The following is a 26417-nucleotide window of genomic DNA, read 5'->3' as shown; positions in this document are numbered from 1 at the left end:
CCGTGCCGTCACGCCTCCCGGCGCGGGGCAGAGGGCGGGGCCGGCCACCGGTCCGCCCCGCGGCGCCCGCGGCAGCGGGAGCACAGGAGTTCCCCGCCGCGCCACGGAATAGCCCCTGCAGCATGGCCGAAGATCGGGACACCGGAGAGCGGCGGACAGGACCGATCGTGGCCATCGACGGTCCGGCCGGCGTGGGCAAGACCTCGGTGGCCCGCGCCGTGGCGGCCCGGCTGGGGTTCCGGTACGTGAACACCGGCGCGATGTACCGGGCGGTGGCCTACGAGGCGCTGCGCCGCCGCATCGCCCCCGATGACGCCCCTGCGCTGGCGGCCATCGCCCGCACCCTGGCCATCGACTTCCGCGAGGGCTCCCACGGGCAGCGCGTGCTGCTGGCGGGCGAAGATGTCACGGAGGCCCTGCAGAGCCCGGCGGTGAGCGAGGCGGCCTCCCTCGTGAGTGCACACCCGGAGGTGCGCCAGGCGCTGGTGGCCCTGCAGCGACGGCTGGCCGGCGACGGGCGGGTGGTGGTGGAGGGACGGGACATCGGGACGGTGGTCTTCCCCGACGCCGAGGTGAAAATCTTCCTCACCGCCTCGCCCGAGGAGCGCGCCCGCCGCCGCTACCGGGAGCTGCGCGCCAAGGGCATCGAGGTGGCCTACGAGGACCTCCGCGCCGCCGAGGAGGCGCGCGACGAACGGGACCGGCGCCGCCCGCACTCCCCACTGCGGGCGGCCCCGGACGCCGTGGTCATGGACACCACCGAGCGGGAGCTCGGGGAGGTCGTGGAGGCGGTGCTGCGCCTCTGTCAGGAGCGGTTGAGTGTGGTTTAGGTTCAACCGTTTCCTCTTCCGGCTGTGGTTTCGGGTGCAGGTGCGCTACCGGGTGGAGGGGCGCCACCACGAGCCGCCACCGCCGTTCATCGTCATCGCCAACCACGCCAGCGCGGCCGACATCCCGCTCGTGGCCCTGGCGCTGCGGGCCAGGGTGGCCTTCATGGCCAAGGAGGAGCTGGCGCGGCTGCGGGGCGTGCGGCTGTGGATCCGCTCGCTCGGCAGCTTCTTCGTCCGGCGCGACCAGGCCGACCGCACCGCGCTGCGCACCGCGCTGGACCGCCTGGCCCAGGGCTGGGCCATCGGCGTCTTCGCCGAGGGGACGCGGAGCCTGGACGGCCGGCTCCAGCCCTTCCAGCAGGGCGCCGCCTACCTGGCGCTGCGCGCGGGGGTCCCGGTCCTGCCGCTGGGCATCGGCGGCAGCCACCGCATCATGCCCAAAGGGGCGCGCTGGCCCCGCCGGGCCCCGGTGTCGATCCGGCTGGGTCCGCCCCTGGCGGTGCCGCGCGTGGAGGGACGGCTGAGCCACGCCCTGGTGCGCGAGTGGACCGCGCGCTTCGAGGCCGCGGTGGCCGCCCTCCTCCCGGAGGAGCAGCGGCCCGTCCGGCCCCTCGCAGCGCAGGCGGCAGCCACCCCCCCGCGGCCCGACGTCTCAGCGCCCGCCGCGACCTCGTCCGGGACGCCCACCGCGCCAGGGGGACGCGACTGACCGGCCGGGGCTTCAGGGGACCAGGACGGCGAGGGCGCGGGGGACCAGCGCAAAAGTGGCCGGCACCTGTCCGACGAGTTCGCCGTCGGCCTGCAGCGAGAGGGGGGTAGGGCTCTCCACCGTCACCGTGCGCGCCGCCCGGACCTCCACCAGCGGGTGGAGCACGTGCCGGCCGGAGAAGGCGCGCGGCAGCAGGCCGAGCACCTGCGGCCGGGTGAGGTCGCCGAAGACCACCACCTCGAAGCGGTCGTCGTCGGGCCGCGCGGTGGGACACAGCCGCATGCCCCCGGCGGCGCGGGAGGTGTTCCCCACGGCCACCATGAAGAGGCGGCGGCGGCGGGCGGTGCCGTCGAGGGTCACCGTCATCTCGACGGGGCGGTAGACCGCCAGCATCTTCAGGATGGCGGCCACGTAGAGCAGCGGGCCGGGCACCCCGCGCGGCCAAGCGTTCACCTGCCGGGCCACCTCGCCCCCGAACCCCACGGTGCCGATGGTCAGGAAGTAGCGGTCGTTGAGTCGGCCCACGTCGACGCGTCCGACGCGTCCGCCCGCCAGCCGGGCAGCCGCGTCCAGCGGGTGGCGCGGCAGGCCCATGGCCGCGGCGAAGTCCGCCCCCGTGCCGGCGGGGATGACGGCGAGGGCCGGGGTCGGAGCGCCGGCGCCCGGGGCCGGTGGACGCAGCAGGCCGTTCACCGCCCAGTGGGCGGTCCCGTCGCCGCCGACGGCGATCACGACCTCGTAGCGGTCACGCGCGGCGGCGGCCAGGTCGGCCTCGTGGCCGCGGTGCTCGGCCGTGGCCTCGTCCACCTGCCAGCCGGCCGCCACCAGCGTGCGGCGCGCCGCCGGCCACACCCGTCGCGCCCGCCCCCCGCCGGCGGCGGGGTTGACGATGGCGAACGCCCTCACACCCGCCCGCTCTGCCGCAGGTGGGCGGTGGCGAAACTCTCGCTGCCGGCGCTGGCCATGGCCGCCGAGGCGGAGAGCTCCAGGCAGAGCGTGGCCGCGGCGATGATCTGAGCCAGCCGGTAGACGCTGCCGGGTCCCGTGCACCCCAGGAGCGACAGGTAGGCACGGGCGTGGGGCAGCACGGTACCGCCGCCGACCGTCCCCACCTCGAGCCCGGCCAGGCGGATGGCCAGGTGGACCCCGTCGCCGGCCGGTTCGAGGACCTCGTGTGCCATGCTGCTCGTCCCCACCATTCCCAGGTCCTGCCCGGTGGTGGCGAAGAGGGCGGCGATGGCCGAGGCCGGCGTGAAGGCCACCGACTGCATGTCGCTGGCGTGGCTGCCGTGCACGCCGGCGTGCTCCAGCGCCACGAGGTCCTCGGCGGTGGTGCGGAGCACGCGGCGCAGCGTCTCCCCGCTCACGGTGGCCTCGGCCAGGACGGTCTTGCCGTGCCCGCCCTGGATGTAGTACAGGGCGCTCGGCTTCTTGTCCCCGCCCATGTTGGTCTCCAGGAAGAACCGCACCGGGGTGATGCCGGTCTCGGCGGGGAAGCGGCGCATGATGAACTCGTGGTTGAGGGCGTGGGAGTTGCGGGTGATCATGTTGGGCCCGCAGGCGTCCCCGGTGGTGTACCGGTAGAGGACGTGGCAGGTGGCGCCGACCACGTGGGTGTCCACCTCCCACAGGCGGGCGTGGCGGCTGAGGCGGGCGACCCCGCCCACCCGCTCCCGGTAGAGCGGGTTCTGGGGGTCGTGCAGCCAGTCCCGCATCGCCGCGGCGTGGGCGGCGACCCACCGGGCGAAGGCGACGGCCTCACCGGTGGTGCGGAAGACGAAGGCGGAGTCGCGCGTCATCCGGTCGTGCAGCACGTAGGTGCGCACGCCCCCGTCCTGCAGCACCGCTGTCATGCCGCGCAGCATCGAGGCGGACAGCCCCCCCTCGGTGTGGGCGATAGGGACGAAGACCTCGTCGACCTCGCGCCCCTCTTCCACCAGCCGGCCGTCCGCGGGGTCGACCGCGTAGCGCCCCAGCTCCACGCGCAGCGGTCCCACCACCGCCACCGGCAGGAACATCCCGGCGGTGAGCGCCTCGATGGCGCTGGCGTACACCTCGGGGGGGTGGGGGAAGGCGAAGAGGAACTCGTGCTGCGACTCCCACTGGGGCAGGGCGCGCAGGGCGGCCTGGCGCTCGGCGATCTGCTCCGGCATGTTGCGGCGCGGCCAGGGAGACCGGCGGGTGGGCGGGGCCCTCACGCCGGAGCGGGCTGCGCCCGCGGGTGGCAGAGCAGGGCCAGGACGCACCCGAAGCAGCGCGGCAGGGGGAGCCCGGCCAGGTGGAGGGTGGGGCGCGGCCGGTCCTCTGCTTCCTCCTCCACGGGCGCGTCGGGGCCGAGGCGGGCCGGGTCGGGCGGCGGCGGGGTGCCGTCGGTGAGGCCGATGCGCCGGGTGAAGTACTCGATGTCGTCCCACAGCCGGGCCAGGAAGGCGTCGCCGTCGAAGGCCAGCGCCTCGCAGTCGGCGCGCAGCCGGTCGTTCATGGCGTGCATGATGCGGTAGAGCTCGTCGCGCATGGCCACCAGCGCGGCGCGGCGGGCCGGCTCCATGCGCGGGATGTTGCGGCGCAGGTAGTGCTCGGCGAAGGCCTGGTGCCGCGACTCGTCCACCAGGATCTTCGCCGACATGCGGCCGAAGAGCGCCTCCGGCTGGGCTTCGGCGAACCAGCGGTAGAAGTGCTTGGCGAAGAGGTCGCTGATGAGGATGCCCCAGACCCAGTCGGCCCGGTCGCCCTGCCGCAGGCGGTGGTGGTAGCGCAGCATCTCCGGCAGCTCGCGCAGCCCGATGGGGTGGTACTCCAGCCGCCGGTACAGGCGCGTGAGCGCCTCGAAGTGGCGGGCCTCGTCCATGATGAAGGAGGCCAGGTAGAGCTGGGCGGTGGTCTCCCCGGCGTCCATGAGCTGGGGGAGGATGGCGCTGGCGCCCACCATGGCGGTCTGCTCCCCCAGGTAGACGGGCGTGAGCATGCGCGCCAGGGCCTGGCGCTGCCGCTCCGTCATCTGGAGGGACTGCCCCCAGTCGAGGTCGCGGGAGGTCCACTGCACCTTCGCCGCCTTGTGGAAGAGGTTGAGGAGCAGGTCCTCCTCCAGGTCGGGGAAGATGCGGATGACGCCCCGGATGCCAGCGCGCGTACCTGGTCTCGTCACCGTCTCACCCTGTCGTCTGCGCCCGGCGGTGGCCCGCCGCCGCGCCGCCGCACGCGGCGCGCCACGGTCCCCTCAGACCGACTACCCAGGCATTATACGGCGCAGACGGAGGGCTGTCCTGTGCGTACGATGGTGCCGGATGCGCGGCGTGTTCCGGAGACCCCGTGAAGACGTCCCAGCCCCGGCGCCGATGCCGGTGGAGGTCCTGGCCCCGCTGCTGGCGCCCCCCGGCTTCGGGCGGAGGCGCCGCTGGGTGCACGCCCGCGAGGAGGCCTACCGCCTGTGGCTGCTGCTCGACGCGGTGGCGGCGCGCTTCCGCGACCGCATCGTCCTCTACCTCGTCGACCCGCTCTCCCCCCAGTGGGTGCTCAGGGTGCTGCGCCACCGCATCCGCCGCTTCCCCACCTTCCTCATCGACGGCCGGGACCGCTACACGGGTTGGGACCTGGAGGCGCTGGCACAGCGCATCGAGGCCGCCCTGGCCCGCGCGGGGCACCGGCCGCCCGCGCCCGGCTGAGCGGAGCGGCGGTGCTGTCGGGGGCGACACGCCCCCACGTGCCCCCTAGCGGAAGAGGAGCAGCCCTGCCGCACCGGCGGCCGCGACGACCGCGGCCACCCCTGCCCTGGCCTGCCAGAGGAGCAGCGTGACGAGCGCCACGGCGAAGAGCATCCCGCCGGCGAGGTCGCGCACGCCCGTGACGAAGAGGTCAAGGGCGGTAGTCGCGATCAGCCCCACCACCCCCGCGCTCACCCCGTCCAGGAACGTCCGCACGCCCGCTACGTCGACCAGGCGTTCCAGCGCCCCGTGCCCGGTGAGGGTGATGGCAAAGGCCGGGAGGAAGATGCCCACGGTGAGGGCGAGTGCGCCAAGCGGGCCGCCGCCGAGGAAGCCCACGAAGGTGCTGAAGATGATGAACGGGGCGGGGAGGATGCCGGAGAGCGCCACCCCGTCGAGGAACTGGGCATCGGTCATCCACCGGCCCACCTCGACGGCGTCGCGGCGCAGGAAGGGGAGGACGGTGTAGGCCCCGCCGAAAGTGAGCAGGCCGGCCCGCAGCCCGGAGAGGAACAGCCGCCCGATGGCAGGCTCTCCGACGGCCTCACCGGGCAATGGCGGGACGGTGCTGTGGGGCAGGCCCCATCGGGGTACTTCCAACCGGGGCCGGCGCGTCTCCCCGACCTGCACCAGGCCCGCGAGGAGCACTACCATCAGGAGCAGCCCCGCGGCGATCCGGAGCCCGGGCCGACGCGCCAGCAGCGCCGCGAGGCCGGCCGTCGGCAGAGTGACCCAGAAGGGATGGCCCAGGGTCTCGCCCAGCGCCGTCGCGGCGGCGACGGCCCACGCCCAGGGATCGGTGAGCACGTGCCTCCCGATGCGGTGCACCGCCCGGACGACGAGGGCAACGACGGCAGGCTGCATGCCCAGGAAGACCGCCTGCCACAGGGGCGCGCGGACGCCCGCCGCGTACAGGGCGGAGAGGCCGAACATCAGGAGGAACCCGGGCAGCATGAACCCCAGGCCGGCCAGCAGACCCCCCAGTCGCCCGCGGGCGAGCATTCCGAAGTAGACGCAGAGCTCGTGCGCTTCGGGCCCGGGCAGCACCTGGTAGACGGCGAGGACGCGGTTGAAGCGCTCGCGGGAGACCCAGCGCGCCTCCTCGACGAGTTCCTGGCGGATCATGGCGATCTGGGCCACCGGCCCGCCCCAGGCCAGGAGGCCGAACCGCAGGAACCGCAGGAAGAGCCGCCCCCAGGGCTCCGGTGGGATCCCGGGTCCTGGAGGCTGTGACCGTGGTGCGCCGCTCATCCGCCGGGCCGCCGGGTGCGGGCGCGACGGCGCGCGGCCGTGCGCGCCGAGAGGCTCCGGTAAAGCCCGTCGAAGAGGGCCACGCCGCAGGCCTCCAGCACGCGGTCCGACCAGCCCGCCGCGTGCCACCCGCGGAGCACGGCGTCCACGCCCGCGAGCTCAGCCCGGACGAAGCGGCGGTCCTGGAGGTCGAGTTCGTGGACGATCTCGCCGATGGCCGTGAGCGCCTCGTCGCTCAAGCCGAACGCGCGGACCATGACCTCGAAGGTGCAGAGCGGGCCGACGTGGGTGAACTCCCCGCCCTCCATGTCGAAGGCCACCTCGCCGCGGCGCGGACGGTCGGCATACCGGACGCGCGCGTTCGGGTCGATGAAGCGGCGGATGAACCAGATGCAGGCCAGCCGGTCGACGTAGGGCCGGGGGCGGGTGACCCACCGTCGGCCCCGGAAGGCCTCCGGACGCCGGCGCGGGATACGCGGCTCGCCCGGGGCCGTGACGCGGGTCAGGCGCCGTTCGAGGCGGGCCAGGTGTGCCTCGACGCGACGCCCCTCGGTGACGGGGAAGAAGTCGATGCGGCGGATCTCCCGTTGCCGCTGCCGCAGCCGGGCCAGCCGGGCCGCGGCCGCCCGTCGCCGTGCCGGGTCGTCGCTCCGGCTGTGCAGGCCCGCTTCCAGGCGCCGCAGCTCCCGCTCCAGCGCCCGGTAGTCCTGCCGCCGGGCCTCCTGGAACAGCCGGACGAGGTCCCGGTCCTGGAGGCCGTTGAAGCTCCGGACGTGCAGCACCAGGGCCTCACCGCCCGACCGGCGGACCTCCTGGGCCAGCCAGGCGAAGGCCTCCCGGGTCTCCGGACGGTCCGGCAGCACGGTGACGCCGGTCGGCCCGGTCACTGCCCCGAGGCGGCGGAGCCGTCGCCACAGCCGGACCCGGTCGCTGGAGCGGCGGCGCCCTGCCAGCGAGGAGGAGAAGGTCAGCCAGGCCATCGCGCGGTTCGCCAGGGGAAACGGGATCGGTCATCCAGGACCAGTCATTTTGTATCATCTGTTACAAGGAAATTGCAACCTAAGTTGCATCAATGCTTCCTGGAGGAGTGCCCCATGCGCTGGGTGACACGCCAGCACGCCAAGGTCGACCGCATCGCCTGTCCCTGGCTGATCCGCCGCTTCATCGACCCGCAGGCGGAGTTCCTCTTCGTCCCGGACGAAGCCGTCCTGCCCACAGCCCACCGGGAAGGCGCCGTGCCGTTCGACGTGCCTGGTGTCGAGCTGGGGCACGTGGAGGGCCGGTGCAGCTTTGAGTCCATCCTGCGGCGGTACGGGCTCACCGACCCGGCCTTGCAGTTGCTCGGCCGCATCGTGCACGGGGCGGACATCCCCCAGGACCTGGCGATCGAGCCGGAAGCGCCTGGCCTCCGCGCCATCGCCCACGGCTTCGCCCTCCTCCATGGGGCGGACGACCAGACCAAGCTGCAGCTGGAGATGCCACTGTACGACGCCCTGTACCGCTGGTGTCAGAAACGCGTCGCCTCGGCACGGTGACGTCCGACGCCGGTCTGCTCTTCGCCGCGCGGGCGCTGCGCATGTTTGCCTACGGCTTCCTCTCCGTCGTCCTGGCCCTCTACCTCAGCGACCTCGGACTCACCCCGGCGCAGGTGGGGGGACTCTTCACGGCGGCGCTGCTCGGGGGCGCGGTCACCACGGGCGCGGTCGGCACCCTGGCCGGGCGGTGGGGCCGCCGCGGGGTCCTGCGCCGCTTCGCCCTGCTGATGGCAGTGAGCGGGGCCGTCTACGCCCTGGGCGCGCCGCCCTGGCTGCTGCTGCTGGCGGCGCTGGCGGGGACGATCAGCCCGAGCGGCTACGAGGTCGGCCCCTTCTTCCCCCTGGAGCAGGCGGCGCTCCCGGAGGTGAGCCGCGGGGCCCCTGAGGTAGGGCTCTTCGCCTGGTACAACCTGGTGGGGACGGTGGCCGTGGCCCTGGGCGCGCTGGCGGCGGGCGCCGTCCCGTCTGTCCTCGCCCTCCTCGGCGTGCCGGACGCCGGGGCCCAGCGGGGACTGGTCTGGGCCTTCGCCGCCACGGGGCTCGTGCTGGCCGCGCTGTACGGGCGCCTCTCGGACCGGGTGGAGGCGCCGGTCGCCGGCGGGGGTGGGGGAGGGCTGCGCCGCTCCCGCCGCATCGTCCTGCGCCTCACCGGGCTCTTCGGGCTGGACGCGCTGGCCGGCGGGCTGGTGGTCCAGAGCCTGGTGGCCTTCTGGTTCCACCAGCGCTTCGGCGTGGACCTGGCGGAGCTCGGCCCGCTCTTCTTCGGGACGAACCTCCTCTCCGCGCTCTCCTACCTGGCCGCGGCCCGCCTGAGCCGGCGCATCGGGCTGCTGAACACGATGGTCTTCACCCACCTTCCCTCCAATGTGCTCCTCGCCCTGGTGCCGCTCATGCCCACCTGGCCGGCCGCCGCGGGCGTACTGCTGCTCCGTCACGCCCTCTCGCAGATGGACGTGCCCACGCGCCAGGCCTACACCCTGGCCCTCGTGGCGCCGGAGGAGCGGACCGCCGCGGCGGGGATCACCAACGCCGTGCGCCCCACAGCGGCGAGCGTGGCCCCGCTGCTCTCCGGCCTCGCCCTGCAGGCGGCGGCGGGCGGTCTCCCGTTCGTGCTGGCCGGCGGGCTGAAGGCCGTCTACGACCTGACGCTGTGGGCGCTCTTCAGGACAGTGCCGCTCCTGTCCCCTGGAGCGGGGGCGCCGCCGGCGCCCATCCCGCCAGCGCGGCCGTGAAGGCCATCTTGGCGGTTACGGCGTGCGAGCTTGGGCAACGCAGAGGGGAGCCGCGATGAGCGAGCCCACCGCAGTCACCCGCGTGCACTGGCGGCCCCGGATGACGCAATGACGACAGCTCCGGCGCGCGCCGCGGCATCGATGGCGGAGGGTACCAAGGCCGGACCGGGCCGGGCCGCGCAGCCGAACCGCCAGGCGGCTACCTGCGCTTGGCCCGCTCGACGTAGGCCCCGGTCTCCACCTCCACGCGAATCCACTCGCCGGCAGCGATGAACGGCGGGACCTGGACAGTGAGCCCGTTCTCCAGCTTCGCCTCCTTCCAGACGGTGTCGGGGCCCGCCCCGTGGGCGGGGGCCGCGGTCTCGACCACCCGCACCTCGACGATGTCAGGGAAGACCACGCCGATCGGCCGGCCCTCGTGAAACTCCACCGGCAGGACCATCCCCTCGGTGAGGAAGGCCGCCGCCCGGCCCAGCCGGGCTCGCTCCACAGCGACCTGGTCGAAGGTCTCCGTGTTCATCATGGCCGTCCACCCGGCGCTGGTGAACATGGCCGTGGCCGTCGCCGACCGGGCCCACGCCCCGCGCTGGATGGGCCCGGCCTTCAGCAAGAAGGACGGGACGGGGACGGTGATCTTCCAGGACTCCGAGAACATCTGGGTGCCCATGGAGCACCACGAGTACTCGGACACCGCCACCATCGGCAACCCCTTTCGGGCCACGGCGGAGAAAGGGCAGGAGATCTTCCGCCGCATGGCCCGCCACCTCGCCGACTTCGTCCAGGAGGTGCGCACCTTCCCGGTGGAGATCACCCGGCGCGACTTTCCCGAGCGGGCGTGGAGCCCCTGACCGATCCCGTGGCCGTGGACCCCGTCGCCGGCCTGCGCGAGGAGCTGGTGGCGGTGGCGCACCGCGCCTACGCTATGGGCCTCGTCCCCGGCATCAGCGGCAACCTGAGCGTGCGCGTCCCCGGCACCGACCGCATCCTCATCAAGGCCACCGGGCTGGCCATGGGGGACATGACCGTCGAGGACGTCCTCCTGCTGGACCTGGAGGGCCACGTCCTGGAGGCCAGCGACCGCGCCCCCAGCAAGGAGCGCCACTTCCACCTGGCCATCTACCGCCGGCGACCCGACGTGGGGGCCATCGCCCACCTCCACCCGCCGCACACGGTGGCCTTCGCCGCCGTGCACGCCCTGCCGCCGCTCCTTACCGGAGCGGCGCGGGCGTTTCTGGGGGGCAAGCTGGCGCTCGTCCCGCCCGCGCCCTCGGGGTCGCAGGAGCTGGCCGACGCGGTGGGGCGTGCGTTCGCCGACCCGGCCATCACCGCGGCCATCCTGGCGGAGCACGGCACGGTGACGGTGGGCCCCACGCTGCGCAGCGCCTTCTACCTGGCCCAGTACCTGGAGGACGCCGCCCGCACCGCCCTCCTGGCGGACGCGGCGCGGCGGTGGGTGGTGGAGCGGTGAGCGCGCCGGTCGTGGCCGTCGTGGCCACGCTGGACACGAAGGGGGAGGAGGCCCGCTACCTGGCCGACCGCCTGCGGGTGCGCGGCCTGGTGCCGCGCCTGGTGGACGTGGGGCTGCGCCCCACGCCGCGCCACGACGGTGAGGTGGATGTCGTGCGCGCCGCCTCCGCGCGCCTGCCCGGGCGGCGGGACGAGGCCCTGGCGGTGGTGGGGCGCGAGGCGGCGCGCCTGCTGGCGGCCTGGCACGCGGCCGGGGACCTGGCAGGTGTCGTCGGGCTGGGCGGCAACCAGGGCACGACCGCGGGTGCCATGGCCATGCGCGACCTGCCCCTCGGCCTGCCCAAGCTCCTCGTCTCCACGGTGGCCTCGGGCAACCTGCGCCCTTACCTCGGCAGCAGCGACATCGCCGTGCTGCCGGCGGTGGCCGACCTGCTGGGCGGGCCGAACCGCCTGACCCGTCCGCTCCTCGAACGGGCGGCGGGGATGATGGCCGGCATGATCCTCCCTGCCCCGCCCGGCCGGCCGCCGCTGGAGGAGTGGGCCCCGGCGGTGGCGCTCACCGCGCTCGGCAACACCCAGCGCGCGGTGGAGCGGGCCATGGACTGGCTTCGCCGGCGCGGGTACGAGCCGGTGCCCTTCCACGCCTCCGGGTGCGGCGGGAGCGCCATGGAGACCCTCCTCGAGCGCGGGCTCTTCGCCGGTGTCCTCGACCTGACGACGCACGAGCTGCTCGGCGAGGTGTGGGCGGACGACATCTACGCGCCGCTCCGGCCGCGCCTGGTGGCCGCCGGCCGCACCGGTCTCCCCCAGGTCGTGGGACCCGGTGGGCTGGATTACTTCGTTTTCGGGCCTCCAGAGACGGTCCCGGCGCGCTGCCGCGGGCGCCCCACACACCGCCACAACCCGTACAACACCAACGTGCGGACCACGGGGGAGGAGCTGGCGCGCGTCGGCGGGCTGCTGGCGGAGCGGCTGAACGCGGCTCGCGGGCCCACAGCCTTCCTCTACCCGCTGCGGGGGTGGTCGGAAGTGGGGAGTCCGGGTGGGGCCCTGCACGATCCCGACGCCAACGAGCACCTGCGGCGGGCCGTCCGGGAGGCGTGCGGGGAGGACGTGCGGTACGTGGAGCTCGACGCCGACCTCAACGACCCGCGCTACGCCGACGCGGCCGTCGGGCTCCTCCTCGACTTCCTGGAGGGCCATCGGGTCGGCGGATCAGCGGCTGCCAGCTCGACGTGAGCGCGGGTGGGGGAGAGCGGGAGGGACGGGCGATGCAGGCGCGGACGGCTGACGTGGGGCGCATCCCCGAGACGATGACGGCCTGGGCCCTCGGAGGTCCCGGGGAACTGCAGCGGGTGACGAAGCCGGTCCCGCGGCCGGGGCCTGCGGAGGTGCTGGTCAAGGTGGCGGCTGTGGCGGTCTGCGCCACCGACCTGGAGATCCTCCACCACGGCCTCCCCGCCCTCATCGAGGGGGAGCTCCCCTTCCACAAGGGGCACGTGCTGGGGCACGAGTACGTGGGCACGGTGGCGGCGCTCGGGCCGGACGTCGACGAGTTCCGCGTGGGCGACCGGGTGGTCGTCGAGGTCCACGCCGGGTGCGGGCGGTGCGAGCGCTGCCGCCACGGCATGTACACGGCCTGCCTGAACTACTCCTTCCGCGGCCGCGGCCACCGCGCCAACGGCTTCACCACCGACGGCGGCTTCGCCGAGTACGCGGTGAACCGCGTGAACACCCTCTTCCGTCTGCCCGACCACCTCCCGTTCGACGAGGCGACGCTCATCGTCACCGCCGGGACGGCCCTGTACGGCCTGGACACGCTGGGCGGGCCGGTCGCCGGGGAGACGCTGCTGGTCACGGGGCCGGGGCCGATCGGGCTCATGGGCGTGGCCTGCGGGAAGGCGCTCGGGGCCGAGGTCATCCTCACCGGCACGCGGGAGAACCGCCTGCGGTTGGGACGGGAGCTCGGGGCGGACCACACGATCAACGTGCGCGAGGCCGACGTGGTGCAGGAGGTCCGGCGCCTCACCGACGGGCTGGGGGTGGATCTGGTGCTGGAGTGCGCGGGCGCCCCCAACGCTGTGAACGAGGCACTCTACGCCACGAAGCGGGGCGGGCGCATCTGCCTGGCCGCCTTCAGCCGCGATCCCGTCCCGGTGGACACCGCTCACCTGGTGCGGCACAACATCACCCTCTACGGGATCCGCGGGGAGGGGCGCGGCGCGGTCAGGCGGGGGCTGGCGCTCATGGCCCAGGGCAAGATCTCCGGACGCCCTTTCATCACCCACCGTTTCCCCCTCGACCAGCTGCCGCAGGCGCTGGAGACGGCGGCCCGGCGGCTGGACGACGCCATCAAGGTGGTCGTCACGGTCTAGACCCGCAGCGATGACCCGCCCCGCCACCATCGTCGACGTGGCCGCCCGCGCCGGGGTCTCGCCGGCCACGGTTTCCCGCGTGCTCAACGGGACGCCGCACCCGGTGCGGCCGGAGGTGCGGGCACGGGTGCTGCAGGCGGCGCGCGGGCTGGGCTACCTGCCCAACATGGTGGCGCGCAGCCTCCTCCGCCGGGCCACGAGCGCCGTGGGCCTGCTCGTCCCCGACGTGAGCAACCCGTACTACGCCGTCATCCTCCGCGGGATCGAGGACGCGGCCTGGCAGCGTGGGCTGGCCGTCATCCTGTGCAACACCGACCGTCGGCCGGAGCGGCAGCGCGCAGCCCTGCAGATGCTGGCGGAGCGGCGCGTGGACGGCCTGGTCGTAGCCGGCGGGGCCTTCGGTCCGGCCGACCTGACCGTGCTGGGGGGCCGGCTGCCGGTCGTGGCCATCGGGCGGCATCCGGCGCGGGTGCCGTCGGTGCGCGTGGACAACGTCGCGGCGGGCGCCCTGGCCACGCGCCACCTCCTGGCGCTGGGGCACCGGCGCATCGCCTGCCTGGTCGGCCCGGCGGGCTCGACCTCGGCACGCGACCGCCTCACCGGCTACCGCCGGGCGCTGCGCCACGCCGGCGTGCGCGTGGCGTCCCGCTACGTCGTGCCGGCCGACTTCACCCCGGCGGGCGGCCGCCGCGGGGTGGAGCGGCTGTGGGCACAGGGGCCGCCACCGACGGCCCTCGTGGCCCCCAACGACCAGGCGGCAGTGGGCGCCATCCGCGCGCTGTACGAACGCGGCGTGGGCGTCCCGGGGGACGTGTCGGTCGTGGGGTTCGACGACACCCCGCTGGCCGCGGTGACCGTGCCGGCCCTCACCTCGGTGCACATCCCGATGGACGAGCTGGGGCGGCGCGCCCTGGAGTTGCTGCTGCAGCTGCGAGATGGTGGCGCGGGCCGCGGTGTGGTGCTGCGTCCGCGCCTGATCGTCCGGGAGAGTACCGCGCCTCCGTCGCGGGCCATGGCGACGCGCGGGGCGGGGTCAGGATGAGCGGTGTGGAGAGGGGGGAGCGCATGAGGCACGGCAGGTGGCGGTATGCTGAGGTGAGCGGGGGCGCACGCTCGCGGGGCTGGGGCGGCCCGGTGCTCCCCGCCGTCCTGACGCTCCTGCTTGCGGTCGTCGGGCCGGCGGCGGCGCAGGTCCGCCTCACCATCCTGGGCGGCGTGGTGGGCGGCGCCGGGTACCAGCAGGCGGTCGGCCTCCACCAGGTGATCCTCGACCACCTGCGCGGGGTGGCCGTGCCAACGGTGCAGGGGACCCCGGGATACGGCGCCAACGCGCAACGCCTGGCCCAGGGGCTGGGCGACATCGCCGTGGTGGTGACGGTGGACGGCTTCCAGGTGCTGGAGCGCCGGCCACCGTACACCGACGCGCGGAAGTTCCCGCTGCAGATGTACCCGACCAATCCGCCGCTCTACGTCCACTTCATCGCCAAGCAGGCCAGCGGCATCCGTGGCTTCGCCGACCTGAACGGGAAACGTATCAACGTGCTCACCCGCGGCTCCCTGGCCGAGGCGGTGGGGACGCGGCTGCTCGAGGTCCTGCGCATCCGTCCCTCCCGCCTCTACCACTTCCCGCACAGCGAGGCCGCGGCGGGGCTGCAGAGCGGAGACATCGACGCCGTCGTGGCCGGCGGGATTGCGCCGCCCTACGGCGAGGTGGGACTGCGCGAGCCGTTGCGCGTGCTGTCCCTCACCGACGAGGAGGTGGCGCTGGTGCGGGAGCGTCTGCCGCAGGTCCCGGTGGCGGAGGCCGACTTCAGCGAGGCCTACCGGGGCGCCGGCCGGGCGCGGGTGCTGGCCCCCTGGGCGGTGATGGCGGCGCGGCATGACCTGGAGGCCGACCTGGTCTACCGCATCACCAAGGCGGTCTTCGACAACTTCGCCACGGTGGTGAGCATCTACAAGCCGGCCGAGGGCCTCACGCCGCGCACGGTGCTGGAGACCGGCTACCCGCTCCACCCCGGCGCGCTGCGCTACTACCGCGAGGTGGGGGTGCGCGTCCCGGCCTCCATGCAGCCGCCGGCCGGCCTGCCGCGGTAGGGGGCTGGTGATGGTCACCCACGGGCGCGGGGCACCGGTGCGGGCCCGCGCGCCACTGCCCGGGCGTGGGCCGTCGTGAGGGCGGGCCGATGATGTCCCGTCTCCTCGCCCTCGCCTGCCGGGGGACGGCGCTCGCCTTTGCCCTGGTCTTCCTGGCCGCCGCCTGGCGGGGCGGGATGGACCTCTTCGTCCAGCGCGGGCTCTTCCTGCTCTTCGCCCTCCTGCTGGTCTTCCTCGGGCCCATGGCGCGGGCGGGGCGGCTGCGCCCCGCGGAGACGGTACTGGCGCTGCTCGCGGTCGTGGGGACGGGCTACGTCATCCTGGCCCACGAACGGATCGCCTACCAGGCCGGGATCGCCACGCGCGGGCAGCTTGTGCTGGCGGCCCTGCTCGTGCTGGTGGTGCTCGAGGCCACCCGGCGGCTCATCGGCTGGGTCCTGCCAGCCCTCGTCCTCCTCATGGTGGCCTATGCCCTCTTCGGGCGGGCCATCCCCGGCAACTGGGGGCACGCCGGCTTCAGCCTGGCCAACGTGCTGGGCTACCTCTACCTGACGCCCGACGGGCTGTGGAGCCTGCCGCTGGGCGTGGCGGCCACCTATATCATCACCTTCGTGGTGCTGGGGGAGTTCGTCGCCCGGGCGGGGATCGCCGACCTGCTGAGCACGCTGGCGATGCGGGTGGCTGGCCGTGTGCGCGGGGGCCCGGCGCAGGTCTCGGTGCTCGGCAGCCTGGGCTTCGGGATGGTCTCCGGCTCGGCGCCGGCCAACGTGGCCATTGACGGCGCCGTCACCATCCCGCTGATGAAGCGCTACGGCTTCCCCCCGCCGCTAGCTGCCGGTATCGAGCTGGCCTCCTCGGCCGGCGGCCAGCTCATGCCGCCGGTGATGGGGGCCGCAGCCTTCCTCATCGTCGAGCTGCTGCGGGTGCGCTACGTTGACGTGGCCTCGGCGGCCCTCCTCCCCGCTCTGCTCTACTACCTGGGGGTCGGCGCTTCCGTCTACTTCGTGGCCGGGGCGCTCGGGCTGCGTGGCCTGAGCCGGTCGGAACTCGACCAGGGCTTCCTGCCCGTGCGCCAGGCCCTGGCCCGCCGCGGTCACCTGCTGCTGCCGCTCGTCGTGCTGGTCTACCTGGTGTTGACGGGGTGGTACGCGCCCCGGGCGGCGGCGGTGGCCGTGGTGGTGACCGCGCTGGTCGCCGCCCTCCACCCGGCCACACGCCTGGGACTGCGGGGCCTCGCCGGTGCGCTGGCGGACGGCGGCGTGCGCACGCTGGAGGCGGCGATGGGTACCGCCGCCTCGGCGCTGATCTTCTCCATGATTGTCTTCACCGGCATCGGCGTGAAGTTCTCGACGCTGGCGGTCCAGGCCGCCGGTGGCAACGTCCTCGTCCTGCTTGCCCTGGTCGTCCTGGCCACGCTGCTGCTGGGCCTCGCCTTGCCTACCACCGCCTCCTACCTCATCGCCGCCGCCACGGTCGCGCCCGCGCTGGAGCAGGTGGGGATCCCGCCGCTGGCGGCGCACCTCTTCATCTTCTACTACTCGGTGCTGGCCACCATCACGCCGCCGGAGGGGATGGCGCTCTTCACCGCCTCGGCCATCGCCGGCTCCAACTGGATGGAGACGGGGCTCGCCGGGATGAAGATGACGCTCTCCGGCTACCTGGTGCCGTTTGGCTTCGTCGTCATCCCCACCCTGCTGCTGCGCGGCGATCCCCTGGACATCCTGCTGCACGTCACCACGGCGGCGGTGGGGGTGGTCTTCCTCTCGGCCGGGGCCATGGGTTTCCTCCTGCGCCCCCTCCGGCCACTGGAGCGCCTGGTCCTGGTGGCGGGGGCCGCACTGCTCTTCCATCCCTCCTGGGCGGCCTCGCTCGGGGGGCTGGCGCTGTGCGGGCTGCTGACGGCGCGGCAGGCCGCCGCCCGCACGGCTGCCCGTCCTGCACCTGAACCGGAGACGTCCTCCTCCTGATGGCTGCCTGGTCCCAGGCCCCCTGCCGCAGGAAAGAAGAGAGCAGCCCTTCTGTCCCCCCGCTCGGCGTGACAACGACATATCTCCGTTGTGACGGTCGGCTCACGGGACCCCCGGCCCATGGGGTGGCCGAGTTGGGTCGGTGGATGGCCGGAAGGGGCAGGTGGTAGAGTAGGCGGGGACCGCGGCCGGGGCACGTCAGCGAACCGCAGGTCTCTAGCTGGCTGGCGCGCGGAGGGACCGTGGAGATCATCGTCGCCAGACACATGGGCTTCTGCGGCGGGGTCCGGCGGGCCGTGGAGATGGCCCGCTCGACCGCCGAGCAGAGCGCCGGCCCCGTCTTCACCTGGGGTCCCCTCATCCACAACCCGCAGGTGGTGGGCCGCCTCGAGGAAGCCGGCGTGCGTGTGGCCGAGCACCTGGACGAACTGGACGGCGAGGCCTTCGTCGTCTCCGCCTACGGGGTGGAGCACGCCGTCCTCGACCAGGCCCGCGCCCGCGGGATGCGCATCGTGGACGCCACCTGCCCGGTGGTCATCCGGGCCCACGAGCTGGCCTTCAAGCTGGCCGAGGAGGGCTACACCCTCATCGTCGTGGGCGACCACGGCCACCCGGAGATGGTCACGCTCAAGGAGGTCCTGGGGGACCGCGTCACCATCGTCCACACGCTGGAGGAAGCCCGACAGGTGAAGGTGCGCGGGCGGGTGGGGGTGCTCTCCCAGACGACGCAGTCGCTGGAGAACTTCAAGCAGATCGTGGCCGACCTGGCAGTGCGGGTGAAGGAGCTGAAGGTCCTCAACACCCTCTGTCCGGCCATCACGGTGCGCCAGGAGGAGGCCGAGCGGCTGGTGGAGGAGGTCCAGGCCCTGGTCGTCGTGGGCGGCCACGGCAGCAGCAACACCACGCGCCTGGCGGAGATCGGCCGCGCCCGCGGGCTGCCCACCTACCACATCGAGGTCCCCGACGAGCTCGACCCCGCGTGGTTCCAGGGGGTGGAGAAGGTGGCCGTGATGTCGGGGGCCTCCACCCCGGACTGGATCATCGCGCAGGTCCTCCACCGCCTCGAGGAGATCAGCCGGGGCGCGCCCCCATCACCCGCTCCCTCCGCCACCTGACCCGGAGTCGCCGTGGCGCGCCCCGTCGTGGCCATCGTCGGGCGGCCCAACGTGGGCAAGTCCGCGCTCTTCAACCGCCTGATCGGCCGCCGCCAGGCCATCGTCGAGGAGACGCCGGGACTCACCCGCGACCGGCTCTACGCCCCCGTGGAGTGGAGCGGCCGCTCCTTCCTCCTCGTGGACACCGGGGGGTTGCGCGCCGGCGAGGAGCGGGGCGCCGTCGACGCCGTCGCGCGGGCGGTGCGGGAGCAGACGCTGCGGGCGGTCGAGGAGGCGGCCGTGCTCCTCTTCGTCGTGGACGCGCAGAGCGGATTGCTCCCGGAGGACGCCGAGGTGGCGCACCTCCTGCGCCAGGCCCGCAAGCCGGTGCTGCTCGTGGCCAACAAGGTTGACGGCCCGGAGCAGGAGGCGGCGGTCCACGAGTTCCATGCGCTCGGGCTGGGCGCGCCACTGCCCGTCTCGGCGCTGCACGGGCGCGGGGCCGGGGACCTCCTCGACGAGGTGGTGGCGCTGCTGCCGCCGACCGACGAGGCCGAGGAGGCGGCAGCCCCCACCCGCGTGGCCGTCGTGGGACGGCCCAACGTCGGCAAGTCCTCCCTGGTGAACGCGGTGCTGGGGGAGGAGCGCGTCGTGGTGGCTCCCGAGCCCGGCACGACGCGCGACGCGGTGGACACTGTCGTGCAGATCGGGGGCGCGCCGTACGTCCTCGTCGACACGGCCGGGCTGCGCCGCCCGGCCCGGGTGGGGGCGCCGGTGGAGCGGTACAGCGTCAGCCGCACCCGCCGGGCGCTCGAGCGGGCGGACGTGGCCGTGCTGGTGGTGGATGCGGCCGAGGGGGTGACCGACCAGGACCAGCGCATCGCCCGACAGATCGCCGCATCGGAGCGCGGCCTCGTGGTGGTGCTGAACAAGTGGGACCTGGTCGCCGGCAACCGGGAGCGCGCCGCGGAGGTGCGGTGCGCGGCGGCGCACGCCCTGCGCTTCGTCGCCTATGCGCCGCAGGTGCCGGTCTCCGCCACCGCCCGCACGGGCCTGGACGCCCTCCTGGAGGCCCTCGGGCGCGTCGCCGAGGCCTACGCCACGCGCGTCCCCACGGGGCCGCTCAACCGGGTGATCGAAGCGGCCGAGGCCGCCGCCCCGCCGCCGGCCGACCACCGCGGGCGGCGCGCCAAGATCCTCTATGCCACGCAGCCCCACGCCAGGCCGCCCACGGTCGTCCTCTTCGTGAACGACCCGACGCTCCTCCCCGAGAGCTACCTGCAGTACCTCGAGCGTGCCGTGCGGGACAGCTTCCCCTTCCCGGGAGCGCCCATCCGCTTCGAGCTGCGCGCCCGCACCCGCAAGCCCGCCCCGGCCTGATGCGGGCCGCCCTGCTGGCCGTGGGCGTCCTGGCGGCCCTGCGCCTGGTCGCCGCCGGGACGGTGCCGCTCATCGACGACGAAGCCTACTACTGGCTGTGGGCCCAGCGGCTCGACTGGAGCTACCTCGACCACCCGCCCATGATCGCCTACCTCATCGCCGCGGGGACGGCCCTGGCCGACGGGCCGGTGTGGGTCCGCCTCCCGGCGCTGGTCCTGGGGTTCCTCACCACGTACGCGCTCTTCCTGCTGGGGCGGGACCTCTTCGGCCCGCGCGCCGGGGTGTTCGCCGCGCTGCTCTTCCAGCTCACCCCGGTGCTGGCCGGGGCGGGGCTCCTGGCCACGCCCGACGCGCCACTCTTCCTGGCCTGGGTGGTGGCCATGCGGGCGCTATGGCGGATCTTCGGCGGACCGGCCCCGGCGCCCGTCGGAGCGTGGCTGGCCGCGGGCCTGGCGACAGGGCTGGGCGTCCTCAGCAAGTTCGCCATCGTCCTGCTGCCGCTGGGCGCGGTGGTGGTGGCGGCGGGCCGGTGGCGGGTGGTGCGGGGCCCGGGACCCTGGCTGGGCGCGGCCGTTGCGGCCGCGGGCGCTCTGCCCGTGCTCTGGTGGAACCTGACCCACCGGTGGGCCGCAGTGCGGTTCGTCCTCTTCGAGCGCGTCCCGGGCACGGCGACGGGGTGGCTCGGCGTCGTCCAGTTGCTCACGCAGCAGTTCGCCTTCGCCCTGCTGCTCGTCCCGGCGTTTGCCTGGGCGCTGGCGGCGGCCTGGCGCCGGCGGCGGGACGCGCGCTTCGCCTTCCTCTTCTGGACGGCGCTGCCGGCGGTGGCGATGCCGGCGGCCGCCGCCTGGGTGAGCGGGGCGCCCCACGGCAACTGGCTGGGGCCGGCCTACCTGGGGCTGGCGGTGGTGCTGGGGGCGCTGTGGACCCGGACGACGGCCGCGCTCGCGGCGCTCAGCGGGGCGATCCTTGCCTACGGCTTCGCGGTGGCCGTCGTGCCCGCCCTGCCGCCGCTGCCCGGGGCGGAGGACCTGTACGGCTGGCCCCAGGCGGCGGCGAGGGTGCAGGCCGAGCTGGCCGCCCTCCCGCCGGGGGCCGTCATCGCCGCCGACCGCTACCAGGTGGCCGCCCAGCTGGCCTACTACACGCGGTGGCAGGTGCCGGTCACGCTCCTGCCCGAACCCAACCCGGCCTCCATCTGGACGCCGCCGGCCGCGCTGGCCGGGCGCGACGCGGTGGCGGTGGTGGACGCCCGCTGGACGCCGCACGTGGCCTGGGAGCGCCACGCCGGGCACGTGGAGGAGGCCCCACCCGAGGTGGTCCACTTCCACGGGCGCCCGCTGCGCACGTTCCGCATCTTCCGGCTCCGGACGCTCCTGGCCGCCCCGGGCCCGGCGTCCGATCCCGCTCCGCGCCGGACGGGCGCGCTGTCGGCCCCGGGCGGGGGAAAATGAGAGGGACGACACCCTGCAGCCGGTGTGGTGTCGGGAGAGGATGTGAGGGTCATGGTCTGGCAACTGGTCTTCCTGCTCGTGCTGGCCGCCGGGCTCGCCGTGGTCATGCTGCAGAACCCGGCGGTGCTGCAGCAGGCGGTGACGCTGACCCTGGCGGGGACGGCGCTGAGCGTGCGCCTGCGCGACCTGCTGCTCGTGGCGGCGGGGGGATGGGTGCTGATGCTGCTCGGCGGGCTCTTCGACATGCTGAGCTACCAGGCAGAGCGCGCGCGGCTCCAGCGCCTGGTGGCCGACCGCGACCGGGAGCTCGCCGCGGTGAAGGCGGAGGTGTACGACCGCGACCGCGGGTTGACCACGGACCTCCGGACGCGCCTGGACACGGTCGACCAGGAGCTGCGGCTGCTGCGGGCGCGCGTCGAGGATGTGCTGCGCATGACCGAGCTGCAGCAGGAGCTGACGCCGCCGGTCCGCCCCGAGGGTCGCCGCTAGCGCTCGCGCCTGCCTCCGCCACCGCAGCGCCCGAGCCCTGAGGCAGGAGCGCAGCGGCCCGGGCCCTGGCAGGAGCAGGCCCGCCCCCGCACAACTCCATGCCTATGCGGGCCCGGGCGGTCTGGTTCCGCGAGCCGCGTGCCGTCGAGATCCGCGAGGAAGACCTCCCGCCCCCCGGCGCGGGCGAGGTCCTCGTCCAGACCGTCTGCTCGGCCGTCAGCCACGGCACCGAGATGCTCGTCTACCGCGGCGAGGTCGACCCGCGCCTGCCGCTCGACCTGCCGGCCCTGCGCGGCGGGTTCGCCTTCCCGATCAAGTACGGCTACGCCTGCGTGGGGCGCGTCGCCGTCACCGGCCCGGGAGTGACCGGGCTCGGGCCCGGCGACCTGGTCTTCGCTCACCACCCGCACCAGACCGCGTTCACCCTGCCCGCCGGACAGGCCGTCCCGCTGCCGCCGGGCTGTCCCCCGGAGCAGGCGGTGCTGCTGGCCAACCTGGAGACGGCGCTCACCGCCATGCTCGACGCGACTCCGCGCGTCGGGGAGTGCGCGGTCGTCCTGGGGCAGGGGACGGTCGGCCTGCTGGTCGCCCAACTCCTCCGGCGGATCCCGGGCGTGGCGGTGGTGGCGGTCGAGCCGCTGGCGCGGCGCCGCGCGGTGAGCCGCACCGTGGGCATCCCCACCGTCCTCAACCCGGCCCAGAACGACGTGGCGGCTGTGGTCCGGACGCTGACCGGCGGACGCGGGGCCGACCTGGTGGTGGAGGCGAGCGGCGCCCCGGCCGCGCTGCAGAGCGCGCTGGAGCTGGCCGGTCTCGAGGGACGGGTGGTGGTGCTGAGCTGGTACGGGCAGAAGCCGGTGACCCTCGACCTGGGCGGGGCGTTCCACCGGCGGCGGCTGCGGCTCGTCGCCTCCCAGGTCGGGCACCTGCCTGCGGAGGTCTCGGCGCGGTGGGATCGCGCCCGCCGCCTGCAGGTGGCGCGCGCGCTCTTGGGCGAAGGCGACCTGCGCCTCGCCCCGCTCATCACGCACCGCATCCCGTTCGACCGGGCGGCGGAGGCCTACGCCCTGGTGGACCGGCATCCGGAGGAGACGGTCCAGGTCGTCCTCACCTACGATGGAGGGGCGACCGGCGCCGACGGGCCGGCGACGGGCAACGGCGGATGAGGGGTGCACGGTGATGTTCGAGGTGGGGGTGCGCGCCCGGTTCGAGGCCGCCCACCGGCTGCGCGGTGACTTCGGCCCGGCCACGCGGCTGCACGGGCACACCTACGTGGTCGAGGCGGTCGTGCGCGGGCCGGCGCTGAGCGAGGGCGGGACCCTCATCGACGTCGGCACCCTGCGCGGGCTCCTGAACGCTGCCGTGGGGGAGTTCCACTACCGGGACCTCGACGAGGTCGCCGCCTTCCAGGGCCAGAACACCACGGCCGAGGTGGTGGCCCGGCGCATCTTTGCCGTCCTCCAGGCCGGACTGGCCAGCGTGCGCGGTGTGGACCGGCTGCGGGTGACGGTGTGGGAGTCTCCGGACGTCTTTGCCGCCTACGAGGCGGCGATCCGCTCCAATGAGGGGTGACGCGATCCGCTCGGGTGGCGGACGACGCGGTCCGGTCGAATGAAGGATGACGCGGTCGCCCTCTGGACCTCCGCGGACCTGAGCACCACCACCGGCGGCAACCTGTACCTGCGTCACCTGATCCAGGCGTTGGAGGAGGCGGGCGTCCCGGTGCGGTTGACGGCGGCGCCCCCGGCCGGTGCCCTGCCGCGGATGCTCCTGGTGGACAGCCTGGTGCTGGACCGTGCGGCGGCGTGGGTGGCGGCGAGGAGGGGCGACGCCACAGAGCCGCCGGCGCGGGTGGTGGCCCTGATGCTCTTCCAGCCCAGCGCCGCCGACCCCGAGCGCGCGGCGCTGTGGCGCCGCGCCGAGGCGGCTGTGCTGCCCAGGGCCGACCTGGTCATCGCCGTCGGCGCCAGCGAGGGCCGCGCACTGCTCGACCTGGTCGCCTCACCCGACCGCCTCAGGGTGATCCCCCCGGGGAAGGACGCTCCCGGCGTGCACGCCGCTGCGCCCCGACGTGAGCGCCGCGGTCCCCTGCGGCTGCTGTGCGTGGCCAACTGGTCCCCGGTGAAGCGCATCCACCTCCTGCTCGAGGCGCTGGCCCGCCTCCCGAACGTCGTGACGCTGGACCTCGTCGGGGCCGTGCTCGACCCGGACTACGCCGCGCGCCTCCGTGCGGCCATCGTGGCGCTGGGCGTGGCGCGGCGCGTTCACGTCCACGGCCCTCTCGCCGGGAGCGACCTGGCCCGCCGCTACGCAGCCGCGGACGTCTTCGTGTTGCCCTCGGCCTACGAGTCCTACGGTGTCGCGGTGGCGGAGGCGCTCGCCTTCGGCCTGCCGGTGGTGGGCTGCGACGTCCCGGGGCTGCGCGACCTGGTCGGCCAGGGGCGCGGCGGGATCCTGGTCCCCCCGGACGACGTGACCGCGCTCACGGCGGCGCTGGAGCGGGTGACCCGCGACTCCGACCTGCGCGCGCGGCTCTCACACGAGGCGGCCGCCCGGGGGGCGGCGCTGCCGACGTGGGCACAGACGCGCCGGGCCCTGCGGGAGGCGCTCTTGCCGCTGCTGCGCGGCGAGGCCCACCGCCCGGTGTGCTAGCCGAGGACGGCCGTGCTAGACTGGGTGTGTCCGCACGGCGTCGGGCCGTGGCGCAGCCTGGTAGCGCGCTTGAATGGGGTTCAAGAGGTCCCGGGTTCAAATCCCGGCGGCCCGACCACCTCGAAACCCGCTGTCCTGCCTGATTCCAGCACCGGATGTGAAGAGCACCAGCGAGCCATCCGGGGACTGAGCCGGCCGGGTACCTGATCTGACCGCGCCGGGCTGGCGATACCGAACAAAACTGGGTCCGGGCAAAGTTCATCCGACGTAGGTCGGATGAACGACGAACATCGCACGGAACAGCATGACGGGATGGCTTCGGCCACCCCCCGGGCAGGGGATGGCCCGTGCGTTTGTCTAGCCCCACAGAAGCCTACAGGGGAGAACCGCTGGGCATAGTCCCAGGAGGAGTCGACCCAACAGGCCCGGAGCGTCGAACGACCGGGCGGGATGACCGTGGCGGGTCTTCGCCTCCCGGCCGGGGAGACCCGTATCTATGCCCCAGCGGTTGCGAAATCGGTTTCTCACTCTCCGCCTGACTCTCTTCCTCCTCGTGCTCCTGGCGGTCGTGCCTGCGCTGGTGCTGGCCCTCTACGCCGACCTGGAGCAGCGCCGCCTCACGGTCGCCGCCGCCGAGCAGGAGACTCTCCACCTCATGCGCCTAGCCACGGCTCACCAGGAACAGCTCCTGGAGGGCGTGCGGAACTTACTGCTGGTGGTGGCCAACCTCCCCGAGGTCCAGCAGGGTGACGGTGCCGGCTGCTCGCGCGTGCTCGCCGGCGTGCTGCGGGCTCAGCCGCTCTACCTGAACCTGGGGGTGGCCCGGGCCGACGGGTCGGTCTTCTGCAGCGCGCTACCCGGCTTTGCCGGCGTGCGGATCGCCGACCGCCTCTACTTCCAGACGGCCATGGCCACCCGGGCCTTTGCCGTCGGGGAGTACCAGGTGGGACGGATCACGGGCCAGCCGTCGCTCAACTTCGGTACCCCGGTGCTCGGCCCGTCGGGCGAGGTGCTGGGGGTGGCCTTCGGTGCGGTGGCCCTGAGGCAACTCGGCCGGTCCATCGCCGCGGTCGGTCTGCCGGCACAGACCACCCTCACGGTCCTCGATCGAGCTGGAGTGGTCCTGGCCTCTTGGCCTCCCGACGGGCTCCGGGTGGGTCAGCGTCTCCCCGACGGGGTGCTGCGGAGGGCCCTGGTGGAGCGCGGCGAGGGGACGGTCCGTGTGTCGGCTGCAGACGGGACCACATACCTCTATGCCTTCACCCAGCCGGGGATCGTCACCGGCCGCCTCTACCTGCTCCTCGGTCGCCCGGCCACACCCACCGCCGCCGTGACCCGCATTATGCTCCAGCACCTGGCCGGGCTGATCCTGGTAGCCGCCTTGGGCTTGGCGGCAGCCTGGGTGGCCGGTGACCGCCTGGTGGTGCGCCGTGTGGGGGCGCTGGTAGCGGCGGCCCGGCGGCTCAGTGCCGGGGACCTGAGCGCGCGCGCCGGCGCACAGGGCCGCGGAAAGCTGGCCGAGCTCGCCCGCGCCTTCGACGAGATGGCCGCCGCTCTGGAGCGGCGGCAGGCCGAGGCGATGCAGGCGGCGGCGGCCCTGGCCGAGCGCGAGCGGGAGCTGCGCCTGATCACCGACTCCATCCGCGACGGCCTGCTGACCGTGGACGAAGAGCACCGCATCCTCTTCGCCAACCCCGCCGCCGGGGAGATCTTCGGCTACGCGCCTCAGGAGCTTGTCGGCCGGCCCCTCACCGACCTCATGCCGGAGCGCCTGCGCGAGGCGCACCGCGCCGGGTTCGCCCGGTACGTGCAGACCGGTGAGCGGCGGCTGGCGTGGAGCGGCATCGAGCTGCCCGGCCTGCGCCGGGACGGCCGCGAGGTGGTCCTGGAGATCTCCCTCAGCGAGTCGCAGGCCGCAGGCCGGCGCCTCTTCACCGGCGTGGTGCGCGACATCACCGCGCGCCGTCAGGCCGAGGAGGAGCGCCGCCGGGCCGAGGAGGCCCGCCGGGTGGCTGAGGAGGGGCAGCGGGTGGCCGAGCAGGCCAACCAGGCCAAGAGCGAGTTCCTCTCCCGCATGAGCCACGAGCTGCGCACCCCGCTCAACGCCATCCTGGGGTTCGCGCAGCTGCTGGAGATGGACAACCTCTCCCCGGAGCAGCGGGAGAGCGTGGCCGACATCCTGAAGGCCGG

General features: G+C 74.3%; 26 protein-coding genes and 1 tRNA gene. 21 read left to right on the top strand and 6 right to left on the bottom strand.

Going from position 1 to position 26417, the window contains the following annotated elements; all coding sequences use genetic code 11:
• Positions 1–122: 122 nt before the first annotated feature.
• Together cmk and RB146_09520 are read left to right on the top strand one after the other, a co-directional pair.
• Entirely contained in the window at positions 123–830 is a 708-nt protein-coding gene (gene cmk, locus RB146_09525; GenBank protein MDQ7829217.1) for a (d)CMP kinase, read from the top strand.
• Positions 820–1539, top strand: coding sequence for a lysophospholipid acyltransferase family protein (locus RB146_09520; protein MDQ7829216.1), 720 nt, complete (start codon positions 820–822; stop codon positions 1537–1539). Before cmk ends, RB146_09520 begins: the two co-directional genes overlap by 11 nt.
• Before the next feature lie 12 nt (positions 1540–1551).
• Here RB146_09520 and RB146_09515 read toward each other — a convergent pair whose 3' ends face one another.
• Genes RB146_09515 through RB146_09505 form a run of 3 tightly spaced genes read right to left on the bottom strand, consistent with a single transcriptional unit; the run spans position 1552 to position 4684 of the window.
• Positions 1552–2445 carry a diacylglycerol kinase family lipid kinase gene (locus RB146_09515; protein ID MDQ7829215.1) on the bottom strand — a complete coding sequence of 298 codons (894 nt, stop codon included), beginning with the start codon at positions 2443–2445 and terminating at the stop codon, positions 1552–1554.
• Entirely contained in the window at positions 2442–3692 is a 1251-nt protein-coding gene (locus RB146_09510; protein MDQ7829214.1) for a 3-hydroxy-3-methylglutaryl-CoA reductase, read from the bottom strand. The genes RB146_09515 and RB146_09510 overlap by 4 nt, the downstream gene beginning before the upstream one ends.
• 41 nt (positions 3693–3733) lie before the next feature.
• A complete protein-coding gene (locus RB146_09505) occupies positions 3734–4684 on the bottom strand; it encodes a ferritin-like domain-containing protein (GenBank protein ID MDQ7829213.1) in 951 nt (316 codons plus the stop codon).
• Positions 4685–4874: 190 nt separating this feature from the next.
• On the opposite strand from RB146_09505, the gene RB146_09500 reads away from it, so the two are divergent.
• Positions 4875–5201 (top strand): hypothetical protein, encoded by a 327-nt coding sequence (locus RB146_09500; GenBank protein ID MDQ7829212.1) that lies wholly within the window; start codon positions 4875–4877, stop codon positions 5199–5201.
• A 45-nt stretch (positions 5202–5246) separates the two neighbouring features.
• Here the strand turns inward: RB146_09500 and chrA are convergent, their stop codons facing one another.
• Together chrA and RB146_09490 are read right to left on the bottom strand one after the other, a co-directional pair.
• Positions 5247–6491: a chromate efflux transporter gene (gene chrA, locus RB146_09495; GenBank protein MDQ7829211.1), complete on the bottom strand. Its 1245-nt coding sequence runs from the start codon at positions 6489–6491 to the stop codon at positions 5247–5249.
• On the bottom strand, positions 6488–7471 hold the full coding sequence (locus RB146_09490) for a chromate resistance protein (GenBank protein MDQ7829210.1): 984 nt from the start codon (positions 7469–7471) through the stop codon (positions 6488–6490). The genes chrA and RB146_09490 overlap by 4 nt, the downstream gene beginning before the upstream one ends.
• 114 nt (positions 7472–7585) lie before the next feature.
• On the opposite strand from RB146_09490, the gene RB146_09485 reads away from it, so the two are divergent.
• Positions 7586–8026, top strand: coding sequence for a chromate resistance protein (locus RB146_09485; protein MDQ7829209.1), 441 nt, complete (start codon positions 7586–7588; stop codon positions 8024–8026).
• Positions 7996–9258, top strand: a complete 1263-nt coding sequence (locus RB146_09480; GenBank protein ID MDQ7829208.1) for an MFS transporter — start codon at positions 7996–7998, stop codon at positions 9256–9258. The genes RB146_09485 and RB146_09480 overlap by 31 nt, the downstream gene beginning before the upstream one ends.
• A 199-nt stretch (positions 9259–9457) precedes the next feature.
• Here RB146_09480 and RB146_09475 read toward each other — a convergent pair whose 3' ends face one another.
• Positions 9458–9781, bottom strand: coding sequence for a hypothetical protein (locus RB146_09475; GenBank protein ID MDQ7829207.1), 324 nt, complete (start codon positions 9779–9781; stop codon positions 9458–9460).
• On the opposite strand from RB146_09475, the gene RB146_09470 reads away from it, so the two are divergent.
• The 16 genes from RB146_09470 to RB146_09395 form a co-directional block, all read left to right on the top strand.
• Complete coding sequence (locus RB146_09470; GenBank protein ID MDQ7829206.1) at positions 9780–10106, top strand: creatininase family protein; 327 nt, start codon at positions 9780–9782, stop codon at positions 10104–10106. The two genes, RB146_09475 and RB146_09470, sit on opposite strands and share 2 nt — an antisense overlap.
• Positions 10094–10726 carry a class II aldolase/adducin family protein gene (locus RB146_09465; protein MDQ7829205.1) on the top strand — a complete coding sequence of 211 codons (633 nt, stop codon included), beginning with the start codon at positions 10094–10096 and terminating at the stop codon, positions 10724–10726. Before RB146_09470 ends, RB146_09465 begins: the two co-directional genes overlap by 13 nt.
• Positions 10723–11964 carry a Tm-1-like ATP-binding domain-containing protein gene (locus RB146_09460; GenBank protein MDQ7829204.1) on the top strand — a complete coding sequence of 414 codons (1242 nt, stop codon included), beginning with the start codon at positions 10723–10725 and terminating at the stop codon, positions 11962–11964. Before RB146_09465 ends, RB146_09460 begins: the two co-directional genes overlap by 4 nt.
• Before the next feature lie 32 nt (positions 11965–11996).
• Positions 11997–13100 (top strand): zinc-binding dehydrogenase, encoded by a 1104-nt coding sequence (locus RB146_09455; protein MDQ7829203.1) that lies wholly within the window; start codon positions 11997–11999, stop codon positions 13098–13100.
• Between the two features lie 10 nt (positions 13101–13110).
• Positions 13111–14142, top strand: a complete 1032-nt coding sequence (locus tag RB146_09450) for a LacI family DNA-binding transcriptional regulator (GenBank protein ID MDQ7829202.1) — start codon at positions 13111–13113, stop codon at positions 14140–14142.
• A 92-nt stretch (positions 14143–14234) separates the two neighbouring features.
• Positions 14235–15194, top strand: a complete 960-nt coding sequence (locus RB146_09445) for a TAXI family TRAP transporter solute-binding subunit (GenBank protein MDQ7829201.1) — start codon at positions 14235–14237, stop codon at positions 15192–15194.
• Positions 15195–15283: 89 nt separating this feature from the next.
• Positions 15284–17161 (top strand): TRAP transporter fused permease subunit, encoded by a 1878-nt coding sequence (locus RB146_09440; protein ID MDQ7829200.1) that lies wholly within the window; start codon positions 15284–15286, stop codon positions 17159–17161.
• Positions 17162–17403: 242 nt separating this feature from the next.
• Positions 17404–18276, top strand: coding sequence for a 4-hydroxy-3-methylbut-2-enyl diphosphate reductase (gene ispH, locus RB146_09435; GenBank protein MDQ7829199.1), 873 nt, complete (start codon positions 17404–17406; stop codon positions 18274–18276).
• 12 nt (positions 18277–18288) lie between these two features.
• On the top strand, positions 18289–19635 hold the full coding sequence (gene der, locus RB146_09430) for a ribosome biogenesis GTPase Der (GenBank protein ID MDQ7829198.1): 1347 nt from the start codon (positions 18289–18291) through the stop codon (positions 19633–19635).
• On the top strand, positions 19635–21086 hold the full coding sequence (locus tag RB146_09425) for a glycosyltransferase family 39 protein (protein ID MDQ7829197.1): 1452 nt from the start codon (positions 19635–19637) through the stop codon (positions 21084–21086). The genes der and RB146_09425 overlap by 1 nt, the downstream gene beginning before the upstream one ends.
• A 51-nt stretch (positions 21087–21137) precedes the next feature.
• Positions 21138–21575, top strand: coding sequence for a hypothetical protein (locus tag RB146_09420; GenBank protein ID MDQ7829196.1), 438 nt, complete (start codon positions 21138–21140; stop codon positions 21573–21575).
• 98 nt (positions 21576–21673) lie between these two features.
• Positions 21674–22741: a zinc-binding dehydrogenase gene (locus RB146_09415; protein MDQ7829195.1), complete on the top strand. Its 1068-nt coding sequence runs from the start codon at positions 21674–21676 to the stop codon at positions 22739–22741.
• Positions 22742–22754: 13 nt separating this feature from the next.
• Positions 22755–23147 (top strand): 6-carboxytetrahydropterin synthase, encoded by a 393-nt coding sequence (locus tag RB146_09410; protein MDQ7829194.1) that lies wholly within the window; start codon positions 22755–22757, stop codon positions 23145–23147.
• Between the two features lie 39 nt (positions 23148–23186).
• Positions 23187–24227, top strand: coding sequence for a glycosyltransferase family 4 protein (locus tag RB146_09405; GenBank protein MDQ7829193.1), 1041 nt, complete (start codon positions 23187–23189; stop codon positions 24225–24227).
• Positions 24228–24268: 41 nt separating this feature from the next.
• Positions 24269–24345, top strand: a tRNA-Pro gene (locus tag RB146_09400).
• 378 nt (positions 24346–24723) lie between these two features.
• On the top strand, positions 24724–26417 hold a 1694-nt coding region (locus RB146_09395), incomplete at its 3' end, for a PAS domain S-box protein (GenBank protein ID MDQ7829192.1).

The organism is Armatimonadota bacterium (genome assembly GCA_031081585.1).
GTDB classification, from domain to species: domain Bacteria; phylum Sysuimicrobiota; class Sysuimicrobiia; order Sysuimicrobiales; family Humicultoraceae; genus Geohabitans; species Geohabitans tengchongensis.
The sequence above is the reverse complement of the archived record's forward strand: the minus strand, read 5'-3'. Positions and strand labels throughout refer to the sequence as shown.

Coding starts and splice junctions, on each gene's coding strand:
- RB146_09475 (MDQ7829207.1), bottom strand. CDS start 9,781: ATGATGAACACGGAGACCTTCGACCAGGTCGCTGTGGAGCGAGCCCGG.
- chrA (MDQ7829211.1), bottom strand. CDS start 6,491: ATGAGCGGCGCACCACGGTCACAGCCTCCAGGACCCGGGATCCCACCG.
- RB146_09510 (MDQ7829214.1), bottom strand. CDS start 3,692: ATGCCGGAGCAGATCGCCGAGCGCCAGGCCGCCCTGCGCGCCCTGCCC.
- RB146_09490 (MDQ7829210.1), bottom strand. CDS start 7,471: ATGGCCTGGCTGACCTTCTCCTCCTCGCTGGCAGGGCGCCGCCGCTCC.
- RB146_09405 (MDQ7829193.1), top strand. CDS start 23,187: ATGAAGGATGACGCGGTCGCCCTCTGGACCTCCGCGGACCTGAGCACC.
- RB146_09455 (MDQ7829203.1), top strand. CDS start 11,997: ATGCAGGCGCGGACGGCTGACGTGGGGCGCATCCCCGAGACGATGACG.
- RB146_09470 (MDQ7829206.1), top strand. CDS start 9,780: ATGGCCGTCCACCCGGCGCTGGTGAACATGGCCGTGGCCGTCGCCGAC.
- cmk (MDQ7829217.1), top strand. CDS start 123: ATGGCCGAAGATCGGGACACCGGAGAGCGGCGGACAGGACCGATCGTG.
- RB146_09450 (MDQ7829202.1), top strand. CDS start 13,111: ATGACCCGCCCCGCCACCATCGTCGACGTGGCCGCCCGCGCCGGGGTC.
- RB146_09410 (MDQ7829194.1), top strand. CDS start 22,755: ATGTTCGAGGTGGGGGTGCGCGCCCGGTTCGAGGCCGCCCACCGGCTG.
- RB146_09415 (MDQ7829195.1), top strand. CDS start 21,674: ATGCCTATGCGGGCCCGGGCGGTCTGGTTCCGCGAGCCGCGTGCCGTC.
- RB146_09420 (MDQ7829196.1), top strand. CDS start 21,138: ATGGTCTGGCAACTGGTCTTCCTGCTCGTGCTGGCCGCCGGGCTCGCC.
- RB146_09485 (MDQ7829209.1), top strand. CDS start 7,586: ATGCGCTGGGTGACACGCCAGCACGCCAAGGTCGACCGCATCGCCTGT.
- RB146_09500 (MDQ7829212.1), top strand. CDS start 4,875: ATGCCGGTGGAGGTCCTGGCCCCGCTGCTGGCGCCCCCCGGCTTCGGG.
- RB146_09440 (MDQ7829200.1), top strand. CDS start 15,284: ATGATGTCCCGTCTCCTCGCCCTCGCCTGCCGGGGGACGGCGCTCGCC.
- RB146_09425 (MDQ7829197.1), top strand. CDS start 19,635: ATGCGGGCCGCCCTGCTGGCCGTGGGCGTCCTGGCGGCCCTGCGCCTG.